At 64.3% G+C, this 23579-nt stretch carries 23 protein-coding genes and 1 pseudogene; 10 read left to right on the forward strand and 14 right to left on the reverse strand.

The window, feature by feature from the left end:
- The first annotated feature begins 541 nt into the window (after positions 1–541).
- Entirely contained in the window at positions 542–865 is a 324-nt protein-coding gene (locus tag AC1DE1_RS18305) for a hypothetical protein (protein WP_477176190.1), read from the forward strand.
- A 196-nt stretch (positions 866–1061) separates the two neighbouring features.
- Here the strand turns inward: AC1DE1_RS18305 and AC1DE1_RS18310 are convergent, their stop codons facing one another.
- The gene (locus tag AC1DE1_RS18310) at positions 1062–1310 is read right to left on the reverse strand and encodes a hypothetical protein (protein ID WP_477176189.1); all 249 of its coding nucleotides are present in this window, start codon (positions 1308–1310) and stop codon (positions 1062–1064) included.
- A 289-nt stretch (positions 1311–1599) separates the two neighbouring features.
- On the opposite strand from AC1DE1_RS18310, the gene tehA reads away from it, so the two are divergent.
- Both tehA and AC1DE1_RS18320 read left to right on the forward strand, forming a co-directional pair.
- A complete protein-coding gene (gene tehA, locus AC1DE1_RS18315) occupies positions 1600–2556 on the forward strand; it encodes a dicarboxylate transporter/tellurite-resistance protein TehA (RefSeq protein ID WP_477176188.1) in 957 nt (318 codons plus the stop codon).
- A gap of 52 nt (positions 2557–2608) precedes the next feature.
- Entirely contained in the window at positions 2609–4363 is a 1755-nt protein-coding gene (locus AC1DE1_RS18320; protein WP_477176187.1) for an MOSC domain-containing protein, read from the forward strand.
- A gap of 14 nt (positions 4364–4377) precedes the next feature.
- Here AC1DE1_RS18320 and AC1DE1_RS18325 read toward each other — a convergent pair whose 3' ends face one another.
- From AC1DE1_RS18325 to AC1DE1_RS18340, 4 genes are all read right to left on the reverse strand, one after another.
- Positions 4378–5319: an aldo/keto reductase gene (locus AC1DE1_RS18325; protein WP_477176186.1), complete on the reverse strand. Its 942-nt coding sequence runs from the start codon at positions 5317–5319 to the stop codon at positions 4378–4380.
- Positions 5320–5397: 78 nt separating this feature from the next.
- Positions 5398–6867: an efflux transporter outer membrane subunit gene (locus AC1DE1_RS18330; protein WP_477176185.1), complete on the reverse strand. Its 1470-nt coding sequence runs from the start codon at positions 6865–6867 to the stop codon at positions 5398–5400.
- A gap of 17 nt (positions 6868–6884) precedes the next feature.
- The gene (locus AC1DE1_RS18335; RefSeq protein ID WP_477179251.1) at positions 6885–8366 is read right to left on the reverse strand and encodes an MDR family MFS transporter; all 1482 of its coding nucleotides are present in this window, start codon (positions 8364–8366) and stop codon (positions 6885–6887) included.
- Entirely contained in the window at positions 8363–9454 is a 1092-nt protein-coding gene (locus AC1DE1_RS18340) for an HlyD family secretion protein (RefSeq protein WP_477176183.1), read from the reverse strand. The genes AC1DE1_RS18335 and AC1DE1_RS18340 overlap by 4 nt, the downstream gene beginning before the upstream one ends.
- Before the next feature lie 187 nt (positions 9455–9641).
- On the opposite strand from AC1DE1_RS18340, the gene AC1DE1_RS18345 reads away from it, so the two are divergent.
- The 3 genes from AC1DE1_RS18345 to AC1DE1_RS18355 are packed head-to-tail and all read left to right on the forward strand — an operon-like array spanning position 9642 to position 11374.
- Positions 9642–10193 (forward strand): TetR/AcrR family transcriptional regulator, encoded by a 552-nt coding sequence (locus tag AC1DE1_RS18345; RefSeq protein ID WP_477176182.1) that lies wholly within the window; start codon positions 9642–9644, stop codon positions 10191–10193.
- A 10-nt stretch (positions 10194–10203) separates the two neighbouring features.
- Positions 10204–10743 (forward strand): G/U mismatch-specific DNA glycosylase, encoded by a 540-nt coding sequence (gene mug / locus AC1DE1_RS18350; protein ID WP_477176181.1) that lies wholly within the window; start codon positions 10204–10206, stop codon positions 10741–10743.
- 1 nt (position 10744) lies between these two features.
- Positions 10745–11374: a DNA-3-methyladenine glycosylase gene (locus AC1DE1_RS18355; protein ID WP_477176180.1), complete on the forward strand. Its 630-nt coding sequence runs from the start codon at positions 10745–10747 to the stop codon at positions 11372–11374.
- A gap of 203 nt (positions 11375–11577) precedes the next feature.
- Here AC1DE1_RS18355 and AC1DE1_RS18360 read toward each other — a convergent pair whose 3' ends face one another.
- The 4 genes and pseudogenes from AC1DE1_RS18360 to AC1DE1_RS18375 all read right to left on the reverse strand — a co-directional run bounded on the left by AC1DE1_RS18360 (position 11578) and on the right by AC1DE1_RS18375 (position 14447).
- Positions 11578–12450, reverse strand: coding sequence for a TolB family protein (locus tag AC1DE1_RS18360; RefSeq protein WP_477176198.1), 873 nt, complete (start codon positions 12448–12450; stop codon positions 11578–11580).
- 140 nt (positions 12451–12590) lie between these two features.
- Positions 12591–12767: pseudogene (locus AC1DE1_RS18365) on the reverse strand (GlcG/HbpS family heme-binding protein); the annotation flags it as partial.
- A gap of 22 nt (positions 12768–12789) precedes the next feature.
- Positions 12790–13626 (reverse strand): enoyl-CoA hydratase/isomerase family protein, encoded by an 837-nt coding sequence (locus AC1DE1_RS18370; protein ID WP_477176179.1) that lies wholly within the window; start codon positions 13624–13626, stop codon positions 12790–12792.
- 341 nt (positions 13627–13967) lie between these two features.
- Positions 13968–14447, reverse strand: coding sequence for an Lrp/AsnC family transcriptional regulator (locus AC1DE1_RS18375; RefSeq protein ID WP_477176178.1), 480 nt, complete (start codon positions 14445–14447; stop codon positions 13968–13970).
- 122 nt (positions 14448–14569) lie between these two features.
- Here AC1DE1_RS18375 and AC1DE1_RS18380 point away from each other — a divergent pair, with 122 nt between their 5' ends.
- Both AC1DE1_RS18380 and AC1DE1_RS18385 read left to right on the forward strand, forming a co-directional pair.
- Positions 14570–15241: a glutathione S-transferase family protein gene (locus AC1DE1_RS18380; RefSeq protein ID WP_477176177.1), complete on the forward strand. Its 672-nt coding sequence runs from the start codon at positions 14570–14572 to the stop codon at positions 15239–15241.
- Positions 15222–15422: a hypothetical protein gene (locus tag AC1DE1_RS18385; protein ID WP_477176176.1), complete on the forward strand. Its 201-nt coding sequence runs from the start codon at positions 15222–15224 to the stop codon at positions 15420–15422. Before AC1DE1_RS18380 ends, AC1DE1_RS18385 begins: the two co-directional genes overlap by 20 nt.
- A 96-nt stretch (positions 15423–15518) precedes the next feature.
- On the opposite strand, the gene AC1DE1_RS18390 is transcribed toward AC1DE1_RS18385, so the two are convergent.
- The gene (locus AC1DE1_RS18390) at positions 15519–16466 is read right to left on the reverse strand and encodes a hypothetical protein (RefSeq protein WP_477176175.1); all 948 of its coding nucleotides are present in this window, start codon (positions 16464–16466) and stop codon (positions 15519–15521) included.
- A 147-nt stretch (positions 16467–16613) separates the two neighbouring features.
- Between AC1DE1_RS18390 and AC1DE1_RS18395 the strand changes: the two genes are divergently transcribed.
- Both AC1DE1_RS18395 and AC1DE1_RS18400 read left to right on the forward strand, forming a co-directional pair.
- Positions 16614–17162, forward strand: a complete 549-nt coding sequence (locus AC1DE1_RS18395) for an ECF-type sigma factor (RefSeq protein ID WP_477176174.1) — start codon at positions 16614–16616, stop codon at positions 17160–17162.
- Positions 17163–17225: 63 nt separating this feature from the next.
- The gene (locus tag AC1DE1_RS18400; protein WP_477176173.1) at positions 17226–20024 is read left to right on the forward strand and encodes a serine/threonine-protein kinase; all 2799 of its coding nucleotides are present in this window, start codon (positions 17226–17228) and stop codon (positions 20022–20024) included.
- A gap of 12 nt (positions 20025–20036) precedes the next feature.
- On the opposite strand, the gene AC1DE1_RS18405 is transcribed toward AC1DE1_RS18400, so the two are convergent.
- The 4 genes from AC1DE1_RS18405 to AC1DE1_RS18420 all read right to left on the reverse strand — a co-directional run bounded on the left by AC1DE1_RS18405 (position 20037) and on the right by AC1DE1_RS18420 (position 23518).
- Positions 20037–21326 (reverse strand): MFS transporter, encoded by a 1290-nt coding sequence (locus AC1DE1_RS18405; RefSeq protein WP_441604578.1) that lies wholly within the window; start codon positions 21324–21326, stop codon positions 20037–20039.
- Between the two features lie 79 nt (positions 21327–21405).
- Positions 21406–21642 carry a tautomerase family protein gene (locus AC1DE1_RS18410; protein WP_046972535.1) on the reverse strand — a complete coding sequence of 79 codons (237 nt, stop codon included), beginning with the start codon at positions 21640–21642 and terminating at the stop codon, positions 21406–21408.
- An 89-nt stretch (positions 21643–21731) separates the two neighbouring features.
- Positions 21732–22442 (reverse strand): SDR family NAD(P)-dependent oxidoreductase, encoded by a 711-nt coding sequence (locus tag AC1DE1_RS18415; protein ID WP_477176172.1) that lies wholly within the window; start codon positions 22440–22442, stop codon positions 21732–21734.
- A gap of 104 nt (positions 22443–22546) precedes the next feature.
- Positions 22547–23518, reverse strand: a complete 972-nt coding sequence (locus tag AC1DE1_RS18420) for a LysR family transcriptional regulator (protein ID WP_477176171.1) — start codon at positions 23516–23518, stop codon at positions 22547–22549.
- Positions 23519–23579: the final 61 nt, after the last annotated feature.

The raw sequence follows: 23579 nt of genomic DNA on the forward strand, positions 1-23579 counted from the left end.
CCATTTGTGGGAGCGCACCCTGTGGGCGACAAGCCGACGAAGCGATACACCCAGGCGTGGCAGTCGCGCACAGGGTGCGCTCCCACAGGGGTGACCCTACGGTGTTGGCTTTCGAATGAAAGGACGCAGCCGCTCCCTTGTAGGAGCGCACTTGTGCGCGACAAACCAACGGAGCGGTACGCCACAGCGCTGCGGTCGCGCACAAGTGCGCTCCTACAAAAGGGGGCGCAGGCCGACGAATGGTGGGTCAAGGTTGCGGTTCGGCCATTTGTGGGAGCGCACCCTGTGCGCGACAACCCGACGGAGCGGCGCGCCCGAGCGTGGCCGTCGCGCACAGGGTGCGCTCCCACAGACAAGCAGCGGGGCCCGTCTTACGCGCAATCATATTTTTATACACTTACGCACAAAAACTCTTGACTTCCCGCCGCCACCGATTATTATTCGTACTTGTACAAAATAAGACGCACCCAGAAGGGATGCGAACTTGACGCAGGGAGCCTACTCAAGGTGCTCGTCGCCGCTATCTATCGGAGCCCTAATCATGAACGTCACATATTCATCTATCCAACGCACACTTTCAGCCAAGCACCTGCTCGCGACCGCCCTGATGTTGGGCGCGACCTTGGTCGCTACCCCGCTGCTGGCAGCGGACAACACCCTGGCCAACGCAGTCCCGCAAGCTGCCACGCAGACTCGCAACAGTGAGGCCCTGGAGGTATCGGGCAGCCGCATCAACGGCCGCATCGATTGGGACGTGGACTACCCTTCCCAGCTTGCGCCGCAGCCGGTGGTTACCGCCAGGCAGGCCGATCATGCCGCAGAGTCTGCATCGGCGGCTGCGCCGACTCAGCTCACGGTGCGCTGAAACCCGTGCAGCCGCGAATGACCGCGGCGTATCACCACGAACGACACGGGTGGTCTGACGCGATGGTGCACCGACGCGCCAGCGCAGGCCAGGGCGCCTGACTTACATCGCGACAGAGTTGGCGAGGTGCATGACGGCGTCGGCGTGCTTCCAACGGCGCGCGGTCCCGCCGGGCATGCCCTGCCTTCGCACGTACTCAATACCGCAGGTTCAATTCCGGCACGCGCGGCCGGTTGAGCTCGAACAGGTCCTGAAATTCTTCTTCGCTGAGTTCGTCGGGTGCATACACGGCCACCCGATCCCACACGTGATCGGTGGTCTGCGGCTGGCGAGGTCCGCCACGCAAGGAAAACAGCACGCCATCGCGTTCAAGCAGTTCGGGGGCTTCTTCGACGCGCTCGGTTTTCACGTCGTGGGGGGCAACAAGGAACACGGCGAAAATCATGGGTCACTCCTCGTGCAACTACATCAGGCCGTTACCGGCCGATGTTACCTGCTTGCGCGATGAGGTGCCGGCCATGCGACAAGCCGCTCCTGCCCACCGCGTCGATACCAAAGTATCGGTGACACTTTGGTGCAATGGTGCCGGCCAGATGGCCTGCCTATGGTGCCCCCTTGGTTGACAGCGTCTTTCGGGTGCAAGCTCAGGCGTGGCGTCTCGGATTGCGCGTTCTTCGGGAAACTTTCGGCGCAAGCCGTCCGTCAAACCGCAGCGCTCCATCGAGGCCTTCGCCATGGCACTGAGCAAGTTGCCCGTCGTTCCTGCGAGCTTCTTCGGCATCGTGCTTGGGATTGGCGGCCTGGGTAACGCCTGGCGGGCGGCGCATCAGGTTTGGCAACTGCCTTCGTGGGTCGGCGAATCACTGCTCGCCCTGGCGGCCCTGGTCTGGATCTGTTTGATCGTGCTGACCTCGGCCAAATGGATCTATGCGCGACCGGCCGCGCTCGCTGAGCTGAGCCATCCCGTGCAAAGTTGCTTCGTGGGACTGGCCGGCCTCACCACCATGGTGATGGCCGGCGCCGTGTTGCCCTATTCACGCGCCACCGCGCTGGTGCTGTTCGTGCTCGGCTTCCTTCACACGGTGAGTTTCGCCGTGTGGCTGACGGGTACGCTGTGGGTGGGTGGACGGGACAAGGCCTGTACCACCGCCGCGCTCTATCTGCCGGTGGTGGGCGGCTCTTTCGTGGCGGCAGCCGTGGCGGCCAACCTGGGCTACGCCGACTGGGGCCAGTTGGCGTTTGGCGCCGGCGCGTTCACCTGGCTGGCAATCGATGCGGTGCTGTTGCATCGGCTCTATACCGCCGACGCCATGCCGCCGATGATGCGCCCCACCCTGGGCATCCAGCTGGCGCCGCCGACGGTCGGCGCGATCGCGTACATCAATCTGAGCAGCGGTCCGCCGGACCTGTTCATCCACGCCATGCTGGCCTATGGCCTGATGATCGCGGTGGTATTGCTGCGCCTGCTGCCATGGATACGCGAGCAGCCTTTTTCGGTGAGCTACTGGGGCTTCACCTTTGGCGTGACGTCCCTCACGGCGGCACCACTGCGCCTCATCCAGCATGGCGAACAAGGTCCGTTCGCCCTGATGGCGCCGTATCTGTTCATCGGCGGCAACCTGGTCATCCTGATCATGACGGTGGCGACTATTCGTCTGCTCGTGCCGGGGAAACGTTCGTCTCCGCAGTGAGTCGACTCCATGGGCGCCGAGGCTGCCCCTGATGTGCGCGGAGTTGTCAGCCATGAGCCACGTCGTATCCGTCAATGTCGGCCTTCCCGCAGATGTGTCATGGCGCGGCAAAGTCGTTCGGACGGCCGTGTGGAAACGCCCCGTGAGCGGACGCGTGATGGCGCGCCGGCTCAATCTCGATGGTGACGGCCAGGGCGACCTGCAAGGCCACGGCGGCGTGCATCGTGCGGTGATGGTTTACCAGGTTGCCTCGTACCGATACTGGGAACAGGTGCTTCAGCGAACGCTGGGCGAATACGGCATGTTCGGTGAAAACCTGACGGTCGATGGACTGCCCGACGACGACGTATGCGTCGGCGACCGTTATCGCATCGGCGGAGCCTTGTTCGAAGTATCGCAGCCGCGCGTTACCTGCTATCGCGTCGGTATACGCATGGATGAACCGCGCATGCCCGCCCTGCTCGTCTCGCATCGTCGGCCAGGCTTTTATTTTCGGGTGATCGAGGAAGGCGAGATCGGCGCTGGCGACGAAATCGTGCGCGTCGAACGGGGACGTGAACGCATGACGGTGGCCGAAGTGGATGGCCTGCTCTACCTACCCGATCATCCCAAAGACCGGCTGCAACGCGCAGCCAGCGAGCCTTCGCTCAGTCCTGGCTGGAAGCAGTCCTTCGATGCCTTGCTGGCGAATACCGAGGGCCTGCCGGGCAACGCCGGGCTCGCACCAGTGCTGCCGCCGGCTGCGTGGCCGGGCTTTCGCACCTTGAAAGTAGTGAGCGTGGTGGAGGAAAGCAGCGAGGTGAAGTCCCTGCTGCTGACCGCGACGGAGCCACCCTTTCTCGCGCCGCCGGCCGCAGGATCGTTCGTGGTGTTGCGCCTGCCTGCGGCCGATGGCGGCAGCGCGGTCACGCGCAGCTACTCGATCTCCAATATTGGTGAAGAAGGCTGCTATCGCGTGAGCATCAAGCGCGGTTCCGGCGAGGGCAGCCAATATATCCACAGCCATATTCATGCGGGGGACCTGCTTGAGGTCAGCGCGCCACGCGGGACGTTTACGCTGCAGGCGGGTGACGATCCGGTAGTGTTGGTGAGCGCGGGCATCGGCGTTACGCCGGTGCTCGGCATGCTGCATCAATTGGTGGCGGAAGGAGCGGCGGCCAGGCGCGAGGTCTACTGGATCTACGGCGCACGCAACGGCGCCGAACGTCCGTTTGCATCGGAAGTCCGCCGCCTGCTTGGCGCACTACCGCATGTACATGCGCTCGTCGCCTTTAGCCAGCCTCGCGCTGAAGATCAGTTGGGCCACGATTTCGATGTCGCCGAACGCATCAGCGCCGCGACGATCCAGCGACTGGGCGTACCCGGCAACGCCCAGTTTTACCTCTGCGGCCCAACTGGCTTCATGTCCGACCTGATGGACGGACTGGCAGCGGCGGGTTACGCGTCCACGCATCTGCATACGGAGATCTTCGGCAGCGTAGGGTCGATCACGCCGGGCATCGCTGCAGGGCCCGCCAGGTCGCCGCATCTGCCGCAAGGCCCGGCGGGGCAAGGTCCCACGGTGTCTTTCAGTCGCAGCGGCCTGGCGCTGCCCTGGTCCGATCGGTATCAAAGCCTGCTGGAATTTGCCGAAGCCTGCGATGTGCCCGTGCGCTGGTCGTGCCGTGCGGGCGTGTGCCATACCTGCGAGACCGCGCTTATTGCCGGCCAGATTCGCTACGACACCGAACCGGTGGGCGCGCCGGCCAGTGGCAGCGTGCTGATCTGCTGTGCACGCCCCACGACCGACATTGAGCTTGATCTCTAAGGCAGTCCGCCCACTTACTTACGCCGCGGCACGAACCCAGGAACACCAGTCTCGACCACGGCATTCAAGCGCACCGAGGTGGTGATGTCCTCGTTCATCTGGCGCATCGCTTGGTCGGGCAGTGAATCGATGGCGAAGTTCTCCTCGATATGCGCGGGGTTGGTCGAGGTGGTCAGAAAGGCCGTGCCGCGTTGCGCAGCCCAGGCCAGCGCCACTTGCGCCGGCGTCTTGCCAACGCGCTGGGCGATGCCGGTGATCACCGCGTCGTCGGTGATGCGCGGCTCCATGCCATGACCCAGCGGCGCAAACGCGAGCAGCACGATGCCGTGTTGCTGGCAGTACTCCAACAGCTCCCATTCGGGCAGATACGGGTGGCACTCCACCTGCACCGCCGCGGGCTTGATGCGCGCCACCTCGACAATCTCCTTGAGCTTGGGCAGCGTGACGTCCGATAACCCGATGGCGCGGCACTTCCCTTCGTCCACCAGGCGTTCCATCGCGCGCCAGGTTTCCACCAGGGTCACACCGGTGTCGTAGATGGGCTGGTCGTGCTCGTCACGGGGATCCATCTCGTCGCCCGGCTTGAACGCAAACGGCGTGTGGATCAGGTAGAGATCGATGTAGTGGAGCTGGAGCCGGCGAAGGCTCGCTTCAAACGCAGGCCTGACGCGTTCCGGCCGGTGATTGGTGTTCCACAGCTTGGTGGTGACGAAGAGCTCCTCGCGCTTCACGGTGCCGGCCGCAAACACCTCTTGCATCGCCGCGCCGACGACGTCTTCGTTGAGATAGCGTTCTGCCGCATCGAGATGACGGAAGCCGGTTTCCAGTGCCGCCTTGATGGCCTGCCTGGCGGCATCGCGGTTGGCGATCAGGGTGCCGAATCCCACCGCCGGCATGTCACCGATGCCGTGGGCCAGGGAAATGGTGGTGTGACGAAGATGGTCGGACGAACGCATGTCGTGCTCTCTGGTCGTATGGGCGGCTTGCACAGGGCAGCCGCCGCGTGAGTCGAAGATTTCTATCGGCGCCGCTGCTCAGGGTTGATCGCGAGACGCCACGCGCTGCTCGGAGACGCCGTTGGCGTTGCCACCCAGGGCGATCGAAAGCTGCACGCTGTCGAGGTGGCGTGCCGTCTGTGCCTGGATATGGCCAATCAAGGCACGCTGGTAAGCACGCTCGGCGTCCAGCACTTGCAGCACGCCGATCTCGCCGACCCGATAGCCCTGCTGGTTCAATTTCAAGCTGGCCTCGGCCGCGTTCAAGGCGCGCTCCTGCGCTGCGTATTCCTCGGTGTCGTGGTTGATCGCCTGCAGCACGTCCGCCACCTGGCCCAACGAGGTGATGACGGTTTGCTGGTAACCCGCGAGCGATGCCTTATAGCCGTCGACGGCGCCGCGACGGTTTGCCTTCAGGGTGCCGCCATCGAAGATCGGCCCGGCCAGCGCGCCGGCGAGTCCAAACAGTGTTCCGATGCCAGGACCCGCCTGGGTGAGCGACGCGGACAGGGTCAGATGCGGATACATATCCGCCGTAGCCACACCAATCTCGGCGCTGGCCGCATGCAGTTGCGCCTCAGCCTCGAGGATGTCGGGGCGTTCGCGCGCCAGCTCAGAGGGCAGCGTCACGGGCAGCCTTTCCGGCAGCGCAAAATCGCTGAGATCGAAATCCGGTGCGGTCCAGTCGCCCGGGCTCTTGCCGACCAGGATAGCCAAGGCATGCCGCGCAACATCACGCTGCTGCGCCAGCGGCGGCAGCAGGGTTTCGTCCTGCGCCAGCTGCGTGGTGGCCAGCGCGATATCCACTTGCGTGGCCGTGCCGTATTCGTGCGCCTTGCGCACCAGGTCCAGGTTTTTCTGGTCGTCGGCAATCAGCACTTGCACTGCCTTGATCTGTGCACGGGCCGAAGCCAGTGCAATCGCTTCGCTGGCCACATCGCCGGTCACCGTGAGGTAGGCCGCATCGAAGCGATGCTTCTCCAGCTCGGCGAGCGCGGTGCGCTCTTCGACCTTGCGCCTGGTGCCGCCGAAAAGGTCGAAGTCAAAACTCACCTGCGGCCCGACGGCATAAAAGTTGGACGTGCCAACTCCCGCACCGTTGCTGCCCTTCTGGCGACCGCCCGTGGCGCCAAATCCCACTTGCGGACTCAAGGCGCCGGCAGTGGCAGCCACCGCTTCATTCGCTTGCGCGATCGTGGCATCCGCGGCCTGCAGATCAAAATTGCCAGCGATGGCTTTGCGCATCACTTGATCGAGCTTGGCCGAGCCGAGCGTCGACCACCAGTCGCCCTGCATGGTTTTGCCAAGCTCGACGTGCGCCGTGCCCGCCGACGCATGGCTGCCGTCGAGCGCCTGCTCGGCCTGAGCGTCGTAGTGCTCGGTGGCCGGCGCTGCCGGACGTTCAAAGTTGGGCCCCACCATGCACGCGGACAAAAGCGCGGGCGCAGCAGCGGCCAGCAGGAGCGTTCGGACAAAAGGCCCCAACGCGAGTGAGTTCATCGATTTCATGGTGTGACTCCAGAAGATCAGTTGCCGGCACGCGGCTTGCGCAGGAACAGAGCCAGCGGACTGACGATCAGCATGGCTATCATCAAAAGCTTGAACTGGCCGATCACCGCGACCACCGCCGCCTGGCCGGTCACCAGTTCATTCATCATGGCGAGCGCCTGGCCCGTCAGAGGATCGGTACGATGCGGCGTGAGGTGGTTGGCGAGCGCCAGGTGCATGCTCTGTGTGTTGCAGTAGAAGTAGATCTGCACGATCGCGATGCCGATCGTGCTGCCGTACAGGCGCGAGAGGTTGAAAAGCACGGTGCCTTCCGCGCGGAATTGGGGATCGAGCGTGCTGAAGGCAGCACGGGTAAGCGCCGGCATCAGCACGCCGAGCCCTGCGCCTTGAATGGCGCCCGCGACGGCGACCGGCCACCAGTCCATCAAGGGCGAATAGCCCAGCATCCGCCAGTTGCCGTAGACCACCAGCGCCAAACCGCCGAGGATCAGCCAGCGATTGTCAAAGCGCGACGGTGCGCGCCAGGTCAGCAGCAAGGCTGTCACCAAGGCAGCACCGCGCGGAATGCTGAGGTATCCCGCCGTGTCGGCTGGATAGCCGAGCAGTTCCTCGAGCATCGGTGAGGTCAGCGCCAGGGTCGGCAGCAGCACAAAGCCAAACGCAAAGAACATCACCGTCGCCACGCGGAAGTTGCGGTCCTTGAACAAGGCCTTGTGCAGGAAGTGATGGTCCCTGGTCAGCACGTGCACGATGTAGAGATAGAAGCCCAGCGCCGAAGCGATGGCTTCCGCCCAGATCTCCGGCGACGCAAACCATTCCAGTCGTTCGCCGCGGTCGAGCATCATCTGCAGACCGGCGATGCCCATGGAAAACGTCACCAGCCCGAAGAAGTCGAAGTGCTCAAGCTTGTGCAGCTTCTTTTCCTTAAGGTACGCACTCATCGCCAGCGCGATAAACGCAGCCATCGGCAGGCTGAAGTAGAAGATCGCGTGCCAGCCGACATATTCGCCCAGCCATCCGCCGATCGCCGGTCCACTTAAGATGCCCAGCAAGGCAATCACGCTCCAGGCCATGCCGATGCGGCCATGGCGCAGGGGCGGCAGTTCATGCAGCAGGATCGCCATCGACAGCGGCGCCAGCGTGCCGCTCGCGGCACCTTGCAGGATGCGCGCGGAGACGAATTGCAGCGGCGTCGTCGCCAGCGTGTCGAGGATCAGCGCCACGGTGAACAGCGCCAGCGAGACCAGAAACACTTTCTTCCTGCCAAACCGGCCAGCCAGCCAATGCGTCAACGGCATCACGATGGCGCTTGCAGCGATATACGAGGAGAACACCCAGCCAATCTCGTCGTCCGTCATCGACAGGCCGCCCTGCACGTGCAGTACCGCGGCGTTCGGGATCGAGATGTTCACGGCTTGCATATACGTCGCCATCAACGCGGCGGCGACAAGGCTCCAATGCGCCCGCACCTCGCTGTTGTGGTCATGGGCGGCATTCACTGCCTTGCTCCCCCGGCTTGCCGACGTGTATCGACTTGCGCGGTGACGCTCATGCCCGAGTACAGCGGCCAGTTGGGATCGATCGCGTCCAACTCCAGGCGCACCGGCAGGCGCTGCACCACCTTCACCCAATTGCCGGTGGCGTTTTCCGGCGGCAGCAGCGCGAATTCCGAGCCGGTGCCGGGACTCATGCTCACTACATGCGCCTTGAAGCCATGACCGGGATAAGTATCGACATCGATGGTGGCCGCCTGTCCCGGACGCATATGGGTCAGGCCGGTTTCGCGGAAATTCGCTTCGATCCACACATGCCGGCTCGACATCATCGAGAACACGGTGGCGCCGCTGCTGACGAAATCGCCGACCTGCAGATCATCCACCTTGGTCACCACGCCATCGTCCGGCGCCATCACGCGGGTATAGGAAAGATCGAGCCGCGCGCGGTCAAGCTGGGCCCGCGCCTCGCGCACGGTCGGATGGCGATCGACGTCGATATTGGGATCGCCATTCAAGCCCGCGACGGTGTTGGCGACATCCTGCTGCGCCGATGCAATGTGCTGACGCGATACCTGCATGTCGGTTTCGGCACGCTCGTAGGAAGCGCGCGAGGCGAAATCCGAGGCGAGCAACTCCTTCTTGCGCGCGTATTCGCGACCGTCGAAATTCGCCGATGCCTTGGCCGATTCGAGATCGGACAACTGGCGGCGATAGGTCGCCTTGAGCGCTTCCACCTGCAGGCGTGCGCTGTTGAGGCGCGCCTCGGCCTGCTCCACGGCGATGCGATAAGGCTCGGGATCGATCTCGAACAGCAACTGGCCGGCCTTGACCGGCTGGTTGTCGATCACCGCCACTTTCACCACCTGGCCGGGAATGCGGGCATTGATGGAGACCTTGGCGGCTCGCACGAACGCATCGTCGGTCGCGACATCGCGCGCTCCATGCAGATATCTGGCGCCACCGCCGACGAGCAACAGCAGCGGCAAGGCCGCCATCAGGGGCCAACGCAGCCGCTCCTTCAGGCTCCGGCCTGCGGTCTCGGCACTGCCTGAGCCCAGGCCATCGCTCGTTTCATCAAATTGCTTACGCATGATTTCGATCCCATTGACTGGCCACCGCTGCGGACCTTCGCGCGGTGCCTGTTGAATTTTGTACTGATCAGGATAATAATCACGGCACAGACGAGAGGTCAAGTTTTTTATGCGATCAGGAACAAAAATAGAGAAGACCGAAAAAAGACCCCGCGGCCGGCCCCGTGCCTACGAACCGGAAACGGCGTTGCGGCAGGCCGCCGAGGCGTTCTGGAAGACTGGCTACTCGGGCACCTCGCTGGACGACATCTCCGCCGCGACCGGCATGAACCGCCCCAGCCTTCGGGCCGCGTTTGGCGACAAGCACGACATCTACGTCAAGGCGCTGAACGACTATTGGGAACGCAAGTTCGAGCTGATGCACAAGGCCTTCGCCAGCGGCGGCAGCCTGGCCGAGACCTTGATGAAGGTTTACGACGCCGCGCTGTCGATTTATTTCTCCGGCGACGACCAGGTGCTGGGATGCTTCGTGGTGGGCACGGCGATTACCGAGGCGCCGGGCGATCCGCAGATCCAGAAGCTGGCGGCGGATGGCTTTCGCAAGCTCGACGCCGATTTCGAAGCGCGCTTCAAACTGGCGCGCAGCGCGGGCGAGTTGAAGCCCGATGCCGATCCCAAGGCGCTCGCCCTGCTCGCCTCCGCCACCATGCACTCGCTGGCCGTGCGCGCCCGCTCCGGCAGTTCAAAGGCGGAGCTGCGCAAGCTGGCGCAGAAGGCGGTCAGCGTGATGTGCGAGTGATGGGCCGATCGTGAGCAAGGAGCTGCCCGACCTGCTTGCCGACCGGCTCAAGGTGGTGTTCTGCGGCATCAACCCCGGCATGACGGCCGCCACGGCCGGTCATCATTTCGTGAGCGGGAGCAATCGGTTCTGGCGCGTGCTTCATCTCGCGGGATTTACGCCCGAGCAGATCGCACCCGCGCAGGACCGCAGCATCCTGCGCTATGGCTATGGACTGACGACGGTGGTGTCCCGGGCGACGGCAGCCGCCGATGAGTTGTCGCCCAGCGAGTTCACCGCGGCCGCTGCAGCATTCAAGCGGAAGATCGCGAGCCACGCGCCGCGTTTTGTGGCCTTTCTCGGCAAGGCGGCTTATGCGGGGCTTTCCGGCCAGCGTGAACTCAACTGGGGAAGACAAGCGATGGGCTTCGAAGGCGCGATCGTGTGGATACTGCCCAACCCCAGCGGCAGGAATCGCGCTTTCACCCTCGACGGTCTGGTGGCTGCGTATCGCGAGCTTTATCTGGAAATGATGGCGCCCACAGCGCACAGCGTGCGGACGGAGAGCTAGGGTGGGTCAAAAGAAAGCCGCGCCGATCGGCTGGCCGGGCAAGCCCTTGTCGCGTGCCTTCTTCCAGCGCCCGGCCACCACGTTGGCGCCGCGACTGCTCAATAAAGTGCTGGCGTCCGCGGATGGCCGGGCGGGTCGGATCGTGGAAGTGGAAGCTTATCTCGGCGCGCTCGATCCGGCAGCGCACACGTACCGCGGAAAAACGCCGCGCAATGCCGTCATGTTCGGACCGCCGGGGCATATGTATGTCTACTTCACCTATGGCATGCATTGGTGCAGCAACTGCGTCAGCGGTCCGGTGGGTAGCGGTTGCGGCGTACTTATCCGCGCCCTCGAACCCATCCACGGCCTCGCACAAATGCGTGCAGCGCGGACCCACACCTTGCTCGATCGCGACTTGTGCCGTGGACCCGCCCGTCTTACCCAGGCGATGGGCATCGACAACACCCAGAACGGCATCGACCTGGTGGAGGCGCTCGATGGTTTCGCCATCGTCGACGATGGCGTGGCGCCGCCCAAAGATCCGCTGGTAAGTCTGCGCATAGGCATCAGCGTGGGCAAGGAACATCCATGGCGCTGGAACGTGCGCGGCAGCCCGTATGTCTCCGGCTCGTCGGCACAGCGCGGCTGACAGATCACGCGCGTTAACGGCGATTGCACATGGATTGCATCGGAACTAACACAAGGCCGCGTAGTATCAATCTGCGCTTCAACCATAGGCTCTCCAGGCACCGCATGTCTTGGTAGATGCTTCGGTAAGCGCAACGGGGCAGTGTCCCAATGCGTTTCATGGGACCCACTGCCCCTCTTTATATTCGCGGCGCGGAAGTGCGATCACTTCCCAGGCATGGCACTGGTCATGGGAGCCGCAACATCCCGATGCGTCGCCCGCCACTGCGCCAACGGAAAGGCGTGGATATGTTGATCCTTGCCGCTGTAATAGAGCGTGGAAAGATCGGGCGTAAGCCGCGCCTCGATGCCCATCGGACCCAGCGGCTGCGGCGCACTCCAGCCCTGCGGCGTGGCGACGCTGATAAGTAGCGCGCTGCCACTGGACGCCGTCGCCGGTGGCCGCGACGAGCTGAACACCACGAAGGACTGATCGGGCGCCACCGCCGGGTCATAGTCGCCCGCCGTCCCGTCGCTGAAACTCAAGGGACTCGGCGCCTGGTACTCACCGTGCTGCCAGCGACTGAGATACAGCCGGAACTTGCCGGTGCCGGAATCGGGCTTCATGAAATACAGGCTGCCATCGGCCGCGATGGCCGGCGAGAAGATCGCGTTGCCGCCATTGATGATGTCCGGCAATCGCTGCGGCACGCCCCATCCTTGCGCCGTGCGATCGACCCGCCACAGGTTGCCACCACGTCCGGGCCTGGGCTTGCCCATGAAATAGCCGTCCAACGCCGCGCCATCGTTGTGCGCCGGCCGGTTGGATGCAAACACCATGTACGAGCCATCCGGCGCCATCGCCGGCTCCAGGTCCATCCACGAGGCGGAGAACGGCGCCAGCGTCGCCGGCATCCAATCCGCCGTGCCACGCTCGGCGACATAGAGATGCCGCTCGGCGCCCTCGCCACGGGAGAACACCACCGATCGTCCATCAGGAGCGAATGCGGGCGAAGCATCTTCGACCTGTTGCCAGGGGTCGGTGGCATGGGCTGTACCAGCGACGAGGAGAGCAGCCAGCAAGAACGTAGGGCGCATGGTGTGAGTCCGTCGGGAGATTCGCCAAGGCTAGGGGCGATCTCGCCGGACGGTCCACGCATCTGTGTCGACCGGCTTCGCTTGGGTGACCAACGGCCTGCGCTGGAGGCCGAGCGGTCTGCAGCGACGATGAGCGCCGAGGTATACGCCTTGCGCTCGGAAATCTCGAGCGAGAATAGCGGCGCATCATTCATGCGATGCTGCAGGACCAGGTTGCCATGCACATCCATCACGGACACCGCGACCGGCACCTTGACCCGCGCAGCCTCGGCTTCCACGCGCTCCGCCGGGACCTTCGCTGTCGCAAGCAGATCCATACGTCACTCCTTTCCAAGACAGTCACTGGCCCAGCTGGCCGATGTAGTAGGCAAGGCGTTCTTCCACATCGCCGGGCTTGTGGAAGCCCTTGGCCATCAGCGCCTTGATGCTCTGCTGCGCGTGCTCGCGGCCAATCGAGGCCATGCAGGTATCCCATCCGGCGCCGATCTCCACTTCCGGCGGCAGCTGGGTGTTGACCAGGCGCTTGGTATTGGCCAGCGCCCATTTGTCGAAGCGCGAGATGCGCAGCGCGAGCGCCTCCACGAAGTCATCGAGTTCGGCATCGGGCAAGGCGCGATTGACGTAGCCATAGGCGGCCGCCTGATCGCCGCCAAGATCTTCCGAGCTCAGCAGCACTTCCAGTGCACGATTGCGGCCGATCAGTTGCGGCAAGCGCGCCATCGGCCCACCACCCGCCACCAGGCCGACGCCCGCCTCCCACTGCGAGATGATGGTCTTTTCGCGACTGGCGAAACTCATATCGCAGGCGAGCGTGAGTTCGCTGCCATTGCCCGTCGCGCGACCGCGTATGAGCGCAATCGACGCCACGGGTGCATGCGTGAGGCGCACCAGCACGTCCGGCCATGGCGGCAAGCCGGTAGGCCCGTTCGGCATACTGGTCAAGTCCTCGAACCGTGCGTTGAAATCGGAGTGGTTGAGGAAATAGCCGTCCACGGCACTGTCAAATACCACGACCCGAACCTGCTCATCCGCTTCGATCGCGTTGATGACGTCCTGGAAGTCTCGCACCATGGGCGGGCCCATGACGTTGATGGGCGGGTTGTCGATGGTGACGCGCCAATACGCGGGAGTGCGACGCGTGATGCGAAGTTGCGCGGAAGGCTGGCTGTCATTCATGGCGGCTCCTGTCGCTGGCATGGGTGAAGGCAGCTGCCAGTGTCCCGCCAGCCATGGCGCCAGGCCACCACACTTTGGTATCGCTACGAACCCGTCACGCTGGCTGCGATCGCGCAACACTCATTGGGCGACACCTTGGTGCCATGGCGTGCACCAAGGCGTCTGCCTGGCATCGCGTCTCGACACGGCCGGCGGCGATTTTGTAGGAGCGCACCCTGTGCGCGACAGCCTTTGGCGAGGACGCCCGGGACCGTGGTACACCGAAGCGCCGCTGTCGCGCACAGGGTGCGCTCCCACAAGAAGCGCGGCACCTCGCGCCGGCGTTACTGCTCGCCACCGGCTTATTCGTCCATGGCGGCCATCGGCACCAGCAGGCCGCGCTTGAGCGTGCTCAGCGCGACGCGCGTGTGGAACCGCCGCACATTCGCGTTCTCGGCAATCATGCGTTGCATCGACGCCTCGAAGTCATCCACGTCGCGCGCGATCACGATCAGCACGTAGTCACCTGCGCCCGTGACGTACCAGGCCTCCTGGATGAAGGACTGGGCGGCAATCCACTGCTTGAGGCTCGCCAGCAGCTCCGGTCGTTCGCGCTCCACTTCCACATCGACAATCATCGTCAACGGGTGACCGACGCTCATCGGGTCGACTACCGCCACTTCCGCCGTGATGACGCCCTCGTCGCGCATCCGCGCTATGCGGCGCTGCACGGCCGAAGCCGATAGTCCGACATCCGCGCCGATCAGCTCGGCCGGACGGCGTGCGTCCTTTTGGACGATGGCCAGGATGCGTCGATCGATCTTGTCCAGCGGCGTGGCCATGGGCGCGAAACCTCCGTAAGGCGGGGAAAAATCCTGTCTTGCCTTGCACAATCGCGGCCTGGCCGCGCGAGCGCACCCTAGCATAGCTCGCACCGTCCACCACCGAAGCGTGCATTCGTCCCATGAGGCTCCTGTATCAGTCCCATTCGCCATATGCGCGAAAAGTGCTAGTCGCCGCGCACGAAATCGGCCTCGCCAACCGGCTCGAGGTGATCCATCACGAAACCAGCCCGACCGTGCGCAACAGCGAGGTGTTTGCACTCAATCCGCTGGGCAAGGTCCCCGTGCTGATCTGCGATGACGGCACGGTCTTGTTCGATTCCAGCGTGATCTGCGAATACCTGGATGGCCTGCATCAGGGCCGCCCGCTCATTCCTGCCAAGCCAAAACAACGCTTCGACGCGTTGCGAAATCAGGCCATCGCCATGGGTATCGCCGATGCCGGCATCGCCGTGCGCTGGGAAACCACGCGCCGGCCCGAAGCGTTCCGTTGGACACCGCTGCGGGATGGGCATCTGCAAAAGATCGAGGCTGCCTGCGATTTCCTCGAAGCGCATATCGGCCATGAGCCAGACGTCGACATCGGCGATATCGCACTGGCGACGGCGCTCAGCTGGATCGAATTTCGCCAGATCCTCGCCTTCCGGAACGGCCGCCCGCGGCTGGCCTCATGGTACGAGCGCATCGGCGAACGTCCATCGATGAGGGCCACCGGCTTCGCGGGCGACACCGTCGATGCTGCGCCAGTCGCCGATGCCAACACGGGAGGCTCGCATGCGCTGGCCGTGGCTTGACCTGCTGTTCCTGCATGGCCATATCGTTCAACCGTTGCCCACGCCCGCTGCCGAGGCGGATGAAAGCTCGGCCAAGTCTGGCGCGACGGAGCAACCAGCGTCCCCAGGCTTCGGTCGATGCAGCCTGGCCGCCTTGCGGCTCTGCCTGGGTATCGGCGATGGCGCCATTCGCACGCAATAAGTCCATCCGGCGGTCGTCACGGCGCGAGTGAAGCATGCACAGGGCAGCCACCGCATCAAGCGGATGGCTCCGCATCGCTGCGGAGCCAGGTCATGCTCAGTGCCGGTGATCGGACAACTTGGGCGTCGCGATGAAGCCGTGACGCTTGCCGGTCGTATCGAAGTACTCGCCCGCGACCACGCCGAAATTATTGATCGCCGTGACGATCGTTGCTGCTGCGCCCGGCAGGTCGAGTGTCTGGAACTTGCCCTTGGTTTCGACGAAGCCGTGGATCGCCCCGCTCGGCTCGGTGTAGTAGCCCGCGATCACACCGTTGTCGGTGATGCCGAAGGCGACGCTGCTCGCGGCGCCGGGCACATCGACGTTGGTGATCTTGCCGTTGGCGCTGCGATAGTAGCCGTGCGTCACTGCCGGATCGTTGTCCCAGTAGCCGACGATCTCGCCGCTGCCATTGATGCCCAGCGGATAGGTATCGCGCGCGCCGGGCACGTCGATCGGCGTGTCCCAGCCAAAACCGCGGCGCAGGATGCCGTGATAGATGCCGTCGGCGTCCCAATACACGCCGGCGATGGCGCCAAATTCATTGAGACCGTCCACGTTCGAGTTGAGATGGCCGGGGAAGTCCACCGTGACGGTGCGGTTGCCGATGATCACAAAGCCGTGCTGCCGCCCTGCTGCGTCCGTGTAACCGCCGAAGGTCTGACCCAGGTCGGTGGGGCCGCCGGCTGCACTGAAGTAGGTGCCCATCAGCGCGGGATCCAGTGGCTCGAAATGGCCGTGTCGATAGGCCATGGCGTGCGAGGTGCCTCCATTGACGGCGTATTGCCCCGCCACTTCGCCGAAATCGTTGATGCCCCAGAAGATCGTCAACGACGAGCCCGGTACATCCAGCGTTTGATAGCTATAGGTCACGGCCTGGTTGTTGGACGACGCTGCGGCAACGCTGGTGTCCGCCATCGCGGCGGTGGAAAAGCCGGCCAGCGCAATCGCCAGCAGGCCAGCGGCCCTTGTGAGAACGCCGTGCGTAGAGCGATGATTCCACATGATTTCATTCCTCTGTAGGGTGCGACGGGCGATGGCCTTCCCAGGGTGTGCAGCCGTTCCGAATCACGCCATCTCTCCCTACAGCGCAAAGCGGGAGCATTTACCGACACGCTCTGCGCAAAGTCAGCCAGCGGATATCCAGGGCGCATGACCGCCGACTCGCCCATCACCGAAGTGCTCGCGCGCGCCGCCCACGGTGACGCCGCCGCGCTCGACACGCTGATCCCCAAGATCTATGCCACGCTGCATCGCCTCGCCCGCCACCAGCGCGCACGCGAAGCGGCGCACACGCTGGAAACCACGGCCCTGGTCCACGAGGCCTATCTGAAGCTGGTCAGCCAGGACGCCGTCGCGTTCACCGACCGCGGGCATCTGTATGCGTATATGAGCCAGGTGATGCGCCACATCCTGATCGACCACGCAAGGCGCAGGAAGGCGCAGAAGCGCCAGGCGCCCGAGATGACCGCGGGCCAGGATTCGTCGGACATCATCGACGTGCTGGCCATCGACGAAGCACTGACCCGGCTGGCAGCGACCGACGAGCGACTGGCTCGCGTGGCGGAACTGCGCCTGTTCGCCGACTTGTCCAGCCCGGATATCGCCGAGGTGCTGGGCGTCAATGCACGCACTGTCGAACGGGACTGGTTGAAGGCGCGTACCTTTCTCAGCGCCTGCCTGATGCCCGAGCCGAGTTGATGTCGGTAGTCGCGGGGTAAATACGCTATAGAGGTAGGTCACCGAACCGGAAATGCGCCGCCGATGATTTCCGCCTTCTCCCAACGCTGGCACGAGATCGAACCGCTGATCGACCGGCTGTTCGACGTGCCCGTCGCCGAACGCACCGAGTGGCTGCGCCAACACTGCGCAGACGCCACCTTGCGGACCCTGGTCGTGCAGGCGCTGGACAATGCATCGGGCATCGAAGCGCTGGAGCGCGGCATGGCGCAGTGGCTGCCTGCGCTCGCCGACGAGGCCGCGCAGGCGCTGCCGACCATCGCCGGCTATCGCGTGCTTCGCTTTGTGGGCGCCGGCGGCATGGCCAGTGTGTTCGAGGCCGAGCGCGAGCTGCCCGGCGGTCCGCAGCGGGTGGCGCTCAAGCTGTTGCGCATCGATGTGCACGATGCGGACGAGCGTCGTCGATTCCTGCAAGAACAGCGCATTCTGGCGCGGCTGCAGCATCCGCATATTGCCCAACTGCTCGATGCAGGCTTTTCGCCCACGGGTACGCCGTTTCTCGCCCTCGAATATGTGGCGGGCGACAACCTGGTCGCCCATGCCCAACGCATGCACCTGTCGCGGCGCGAACGGCTGGCACTGTTTATCGATGTCTGCGCCGCGGTGGAACACGCGCATCGCGCCCTGATCGTGCACCGCGACCTGAAACCCAGCAACGTGCTGGTGGGCGCGGATGGTGGCGTGAAGCTGGTGGATTTCGGCATCGCCAAACTGCTCACCGGCGATGGGGAGCGCACGCGCACCGAGGCGCGCCGTCTCACGCGTTCCTATGCGGCACCGGAGCAGTTTGCGGGCGACGTGGCGACGACGGCGATCGACGTCTATGCCCTGGGCATCCTGCTTGCCGAGTTGTTGGAGGGAAAGGCGCCGCGCAGGGACGGCGAGCACGGCATCGACGAAGAGGCATGGCGGCGGACGCTGGGCGTCGACCTGCACGCCATCGTGCAGCAGGCCACACGTGCAGAACCCGCTCGCCGCTACGCGGGCGTGATGGCCTTGAGCGACGACGTCCAGCGCTATATGGATGGCAAGCCACTGCAGGCACGTCCCGACACCCTGAGCTATCGCGTCCTCATGTTCACCCGTCGCCATGCACTCGCCGTTTCGCTTGGCGCGGTGATTGTCGTGCTGCTCGCCAGCGCCACCGCTGTCGGCGTGTACGAAGCGCGCCAGGCCAGCCGCGCCGCCGATGCAGCACGCGCACAAGCGATCGCCGCCGAGAGCGAAGCGCAACGTGCGGGCGCGCTCAAATCGTTTCTGGAAGGTCTGTTCGATAGCTCGTCGCACGGCACGGAAGCAAATGAGACGGCACAGGAACTGCTTGCGCGAGGACGCGAACGCGCCGACCGCGACTTTGCCATGCAGCCTGCCCTGCGCGCGGAAATCATCGCCCTGGTCGGCGATCTCGAACGCCGCAGCGGTCATCCGGAACGCGCCTGGCTGCCGCTGCAGGAAGCGGCTGCACTTGCCAACATGCAGTTTGGTCCCACCGACCCGCGCACCCTGCATGTCGAATATCTGCTGGCCAAGGAAGCCGACGAACTGGGCCGCGTTCGAGACGCCACCGCAAGACTGCAGCATGCCATCGACGCGTTCGAGCGAGGCCCGCATCGGGATTCCACCGAAGAGGTCCTCGCGCTGGCCTGGCTGGCCGGGCTGGATGAGCGTATCGGCGAATCCGCCAAGGCCATCGAGGTGGGCGACAAAGCGCTCGCCCTTGCACGGCGCTCGCTACCGGTGGACAGCGATGCACTGACCGAGGCGGTGATGAATCTGGGCTGGATCCAGATGGATGCCGGCCACGCCGACAGCGCCGCGCCGTTGCTGCGCGAAGCGCTGGCCCGCAAGCGCAGCCATCTGGGCGCCGGCCATGCCGAGGTAGCCGATGCGATGACCATCCTGACCTCGGACCTAGTCAAGCAGGGCCGCTATGCCGAGAGCGAACAGACGATGCGCGACGCGCTCGATATCGATGCCCACGCCTACACGCACCCCAATGCGCACACGGCGTGGCACCTCAACGACCTGGCCAATGTGCTCGCCTACGAAGGCAAGTTCGACGAGGCCAACGTGTTCTACGCCAAATCCGTGGCCATCGACCAGGCGCTGGCGCCGGCCGGCGCGCTCAATGAAGCCATCAGCATCGGCAATCTGGCGCGGCTGAAATTTGCGCAAGGCGCATATGCCGCCGCCGAAACCGGGCTCAGGGAGTCGATCAACCGCAAGCAAAACTTGCTGGGCGCCGACTATGCCGACAACGGGCGCAGCTATGATCGAGCCTGCCTCGCGCAGGTGCTGATTGCACGCGCGCATCTGGACGAAGCGCGACTCATCATCGACAGCGCACTGCTGGAAGCGCGGCAGCGACACCGCGACGCCCATCCCGACATCGCGTTTGCGCTTACCGTCGAAGCCCAATTGATGGCCGCGCAAGCGGCTAAAGAGCGCGCTGCCGCAGTCGCGGCAGAAGCGGTTGCCATGTATGCCGGCCTGGACGACCGTCATTCGGAAAAGGCCATACGCGCGAACCTGCTGTTCTCCGACACGCTGCATGCGCTGGGTCGCAACGACGAGGCTGCCGCGCAACTGGGCAAGGCTTTGGATGCGGCCAAGGCGATCATGCCACGAGCAACCGCACTGATGGCCTTGATCGATGCGCATCTGGCCCGTGTCGATGATGCGCTGGACCAACATGCCGAGGGCGATCAACGGCGCGCTGAGGCCACGTCGCTGCTGGCCGAGCTGCAAGCAGGCCCCAACAGCGACCGCGACGCCGCGACACGCTGGCTTGCCGGCATCACGACCAGGCCACGCAGTCCATAAAAGCCCTGGTTGTTACCCTGCCCGATGCGGTGCGACCAGGCTCGTATCCTGGCGATTCGCCCACCGGTTCAACCATGCACACAACACCAGCAGTACGGCAGTGACGAAGAACACATCGCGCAATCCCACCCACGCGCCGATCTGGCCGCCGATCAGCGGCCCTATCACTTGACCGGCAAATTGCGCGGATTGCAGATAACCCAGCGTCTTGCCGGTCTTGCGGTCCTCGACCAGGGCGCGCACGCCCTTGGCCACCGCGGGCAGCATGCCGGCCATCGACATGCCCATCAGCCCGCGCAGCACGGCCAGTTGCCACCACTGCGTCACGAACGCCTGCGGCACCATCAGCAGCGCCGTGACCAGCAGACATCCGATGATCACCTTGTTGCTCCCGACGCGATCGGCCAGGGAGCCAAGCCGCGCTGAAGTGAGCATGCTGCCGAAGGCGGACGCTGCCATCACGATGCCGGCCATGCGCGCGAGGTGGTCGTGCGGCACGCCAAGCTGGGCGATATAGACCGTGATGATGGGCTCGATCGACATATTGGCGAGCAACACCATCATGGCTGTAACCAGCAGGGTGACGATCAAGCCCTTGTGCGCCATGCCGGTGGTGTCGTCGCTGCTGCCCAGTGGTGCGCGTGTATCCAGTTCGTGATTGAAATCTTCCCGCACGAAGAAAATCGTGACCAGCGCCGCCACGCCGATCACGCCGCCGCCTACGAAGAACGTGCCGCGAATACCGACGAGATCCGGCAGAAAGCCGCCGACCAGCGGTCCGATCAGACTGCCGGACAGCGCACCGATCGACAGCACGCCGAGCGCCCAACCCGACCGCTCGCGTGGCGCCTGCGTGCCGACCATCACGGTAGCCGCCGACGCATAGCCACCCACCAGGCCAGCCACCAGGCGCAGCGTCACCAGTTGCGTGACGGTATGCGCGGTGCCGATCAGCGACATGACGATCGCCATGCCGATCGCCGCGCGCACCAGCATGGGTTTGCGGCCGTAGCGATCCGCCAGGTGGCCCCACAGGGGCGCGGTCAGCGCGGTGCCAAGAAACGTCGCGCCGAAGGCGATACCCGACCACTGCACGATCGCCGATGGTGTATGAGCGCCCAGCTGCTCCACATAAAGCGGCAGGAACGGCAACAACATGCTCAGACTCACCAGCGTGGTGAACGAACCAAATACCGCGATGGCAAGGTTGCGCTTCCAGTAGGCCTCGTTGCGTTCGGCGTAGCTGGCGGTAGCGCGATTCAATGGGACGGACGGCTGGGATGCAATGATCTGGGCGGACATGCGTTCGGTTCGACTTTCGTGGCAACGTTGACTCGGCGCAAGGCGTTCGATGGCGCGATCGCTCGCGCCACCGCAGGCGTTATTTCTTTTCCGCGGCGCGTTGCGCCCGGAATTCGGCGGCTGGCAGTCCACCCCAGCCCCAGTTTTCCATCTCCACTTCATCGATGACGACGAAGGTCGAATCCAGCGGCTTGTGCAGCACGTCGAGCAGCAGCTGGCTCACGCCCTTGATCAGCAGCGCCTTCTCTTCGGCGGTCACGGCGCTGCGGCCCGGCGCGGAACCCTCACGGGTGACCTTGATGTTCACGATAGGCATGGTCTTCTCCTTGAAGTAATGCACGGTGGACGAAATGCCACCTCGTTACGGCGGCAAGGGGTGGACGTTTGCCCACCCCTCGTGAGGACTTAGTGACCGGCGCTCTGGCCACCGTCGACGTGCAGGATCTCGCCGGTGACAAAGCCCGCGTTGTCGAGGTAGATCACCGCGTCGGTGATGTCGGCGATATCGCCCATGCGACCCACCGGGTGCAGGCCCGCCAGCGCACCGTGCGTTTCCACGCCGTGCATCGGCGTCTTGATCACGCCCGGCGCCACGGCGTTCACGCGGATGCCGCGCTTGGCGTACTCGATGGCGAGCGAACGCGTGGCGGCGTTCAGGCCACCCTTGGTGAGCGAAGCGAGCACCGAGGGCACGCCGTCGATCGCGTGATCGACCAGGCTGGTGGTGATGCTGACGATGTGGCCGCTGCGCTGCTTTTCCATCTCCGCAATGGCGAACTGCGTGATGTGGAAGAAGCCGTTGAGATTGACCGAGATGTTGTCGGCGTAGTCTTGCTCGGTGAATGCGGTGAACGGCTTGGCGGTGAAGATGCCGGCGTTGTTCACCAGCGTGTCGATGCGACCGAAATGATTGATCGCCTCTTCCACCACGCGCTTGGCCACGGCACGGTCGCCGATATCGCCGGCTACGGTGATCACGTCCGGATCGCTGGACGGCTTGATCGAGCGCGAGTTGGCGACCACGCGATAGTTGCGGTCGCGGAATGCCTTGACCAGGCCCGCGCCAATGCCTTGCGACGCACCAGTGATGACGGCGACTTTCTGCTGATTGCTCATGAGTGTTTGCTCCAGATGGGGTTGGGGGATTCAGTTGAAGACTGATCGGCTTCGTTTGCCGACACCCACAATTTAGGAGCGAAACAGGCGTTCGAGAATTCCTGCTACTCGGCAGACACTCTTCCGCGTGGCGGTTGAATCAGCGTTTCCGGCGGGGAGGCCGCGTCCTTGGCCAGGGAGGCGAAGCGTGCGCGCAGGCGCGGCAAGGCAAAGTCGACGAAGGCCCTCACCTTGGGCACGGCAAGTCGTCCGTACGGCGACACGATGTTGACGGGAAACGGCGCCGGCTCCTCATCGGCCAGCAGCACCTGCAACTTGCCCTGTTTGATTTCCGGCGCCACGTGGTAGGACAGCAGGCGTGTCACGCCGTATCCATCCAACGCCGATTCAACGGCTGCGCGAATGTTGTTGACCACCAGTCGCGCGGTGAACGACACCGAACGCGACACGGACGAGCCTTCCAGTGGCGGAAAACTCCAGGAATCCATGCCCATGTTCTCCATCGCGATGATCTGCTGCTTGCCCAGGTCGGCGATGCCGGCAATGCGCGGGTGCGTGGCCAGGTACCGCGGCGACGCCACAATCACGCGGCGCACCTCGCCGATGGGATGCGCCACCAGGGTGGAGTCGGACAGATGGGTGATGCGCAGGGCCAGGTCCATGCCCTCCTCGACCAGGTTGACCGGCCGCTCGAGCAGATGGAGCCGCACATTCACGGTGGGAAATTCATCCATGAAGGCATCGACGATGGGGCGCAGGATCTCCACGCCGGAAAATACCGTGGCGGAAATCGTCAGCGTGCCGCGTGGCACCGAACGTTCGCCAGCCGCATTGCGATCGGCTTCCTCAAGATCCGCCAGCAGCTTGCGGCAGGCGATGGCGTAGCGCTCGCCTGCTTCGCTCAATTTGATCGAGCGTGTGGTCCGGTGCAGCAAGGGCACGCCCACGTGGTCTTCGAGAAACGCGATGGCGCGACTCACGGCCGCCGCCGAACGTCCGGTCTTGCGGCTCGCGCCGGCGAGGCTGCCCTCGTCGAGCGCGGCGACGAAAACCTTCATGGCATCGATGCGATCCATAGGACGAGCCTTGCCTGTCAGCGCGAAAACGTGGGTCGGGGAAGTGTCCTACAACTGGTCC

The sequence above is a fragment of the Dyella sp. 05T440 genome (genome assembly GCF_056395965.1).

What these genes read in the sequence shown, in the direction of transcription:
- AC1DE1_RS18305 (WP_477176190.1), top strand. Translation starts at nt 542, where the DNA reads ATGAACGTCACATATTCATCTATCCAACGCACACTTTCAGCCAAGCAC.
- AC1DE1_RS18310 (WP_477176189.1), bottom strand. Translation starts at nt 1,310, where the DNA reads ATGATTTTCGCCGTGTTCCTTGTTGCCCCCCACGACGTGAAAACCGAG.
- tehA (WP_477176188.1), top strand. Translation starts at nt 1,600, where the DNA reads ATGGCACTGAGCAAGTTGCCCGTCGTTCCTGCGAGCTTCTTCGGCATC.
- AC1DE1_RS18320 (WP_477176187.1), top strand. Translation starts at nt 2,609, where the DNA reads ATGAGCCACGTCGTATCCGTCAATGTCGGCCTTCCCGCAGATGTGTCA.
- AC1DE1_RS18325 (WP_477176186.1), bottom strand. Translation starts at nt 5,319, where the DNA reads ATGCGTTCGTCCGACCATCTTCGTCACACCACCATTTCCCTGGCCCAC.
- AC1DE1_RS18330 (WP_477176185.1), bottom strand. Translation starts at nt 6,867, where the DNA reads ATGAAATCGATGAACTCACTCGCGTTGGGGCCTTTTGTCCGAACGCTC.
- AC1DE1_RS18340 (WP_477176183.1), bottom strand. Translation starts at nt 9,454, where the DNA reads ATGCGTAAGCAATTTGATGAAACGAGCGATGGCCTGGGCTCAGGCAGT.
- AC1DE1_RS18360 (WP_477176198.1), bottom strand. Translation starts at nt 12,450, where the DNA reads ATGCGCCCTACGTTCTTGCTGGCTGCTCTCCTCGTCGCTGGTACAGCC.
- AC1DE1_RS18370 (WP_477176179.1), bottom strand. Translation starts at nt 13,626, where the DNA reads ATGAATGACAGCCAGCCTTCCGCGCAACTTCGCATCACGCGTCGCACT.
- AC1DE1_RS18375 (WP_477176178.1), bottom strand. Translation starts at nt 14,447, where the DNA reads ATGGCCACGCCGCTGGACAAGATCGATCGACGCATCCTGGCCATCGTC.
- AC1DE1_RS18380 (WP_477176177.1), top strand. Translation starts at nt 14,570, where the DNA reads ATGAGGCTCCTGTATCAGTCCCATTCGCCATATGCGCGAAAAGTGCTA.
- AC1DE1_RS18385 (WP_477176176.1), top strand. Translation starts at nt 15,222, where the DNA reads ATGCGCTGGCCGTGGCTTGACCTGCTGTTCCTGCATGGCCATATCGTT.
- AC1DE1_RS18390 (WP_477176175.1), bottom strand. Translation starts at nt 16,466, where the DNA reads ATGTGGAATCATCGCTCTACGCACGGCGTTCTCACAAGGGCCGCTGGC.
- AC1DE1_RS18395 (WP_477176174.1), top strand. Translation starts at nt 16,614, where the DNA reads ATGACCGCCGACTCGCCCATCACCGAAGTGCTCGCGCGCGCCGCCCAC.
- AC1DE1_RS18400 (WP_477176173.1), top strand. Translation starts at nt 17,226, where the DNA reads ATGATTTCCGCCTTCTCCCAACGCTGGCACGAGATCGAACCGCTGATC.
- AC1DE1_RS18405 (WP_441604578.1), bottom strand. Translation starts at nt 21,326, where the DNA reads ATGTCCGCCCAGATCATTGCATCCCAGCCGTCCGTCCCATTGAATCGC.
- AC1DE1_RS18410 (WP_046972535.1), bottom strand. Translation starts at nt 21,642, where the DNA reads ATGCCTATCGTGAACATCAAGGTCACCCGTGAGGGTTCCGCGCCGGGC.
- AC1DE1_RS18415 (WP_477176172.1), bottom strand. Translation starts at nt 22,442, where the DNA reads ATGAGCAATCAGCAGAAAGTCGCCGTCATCACTGGTGCGTCGCAAGGC.
- AC1DE1_RS18420 (WP_477176171.1), bottom strand. Translation starts at nt 23,518, where the DNA reads ATGGATCGCATCGATGCCATGAAGGTTTTCGTCGCCGCGCTCGACGAG.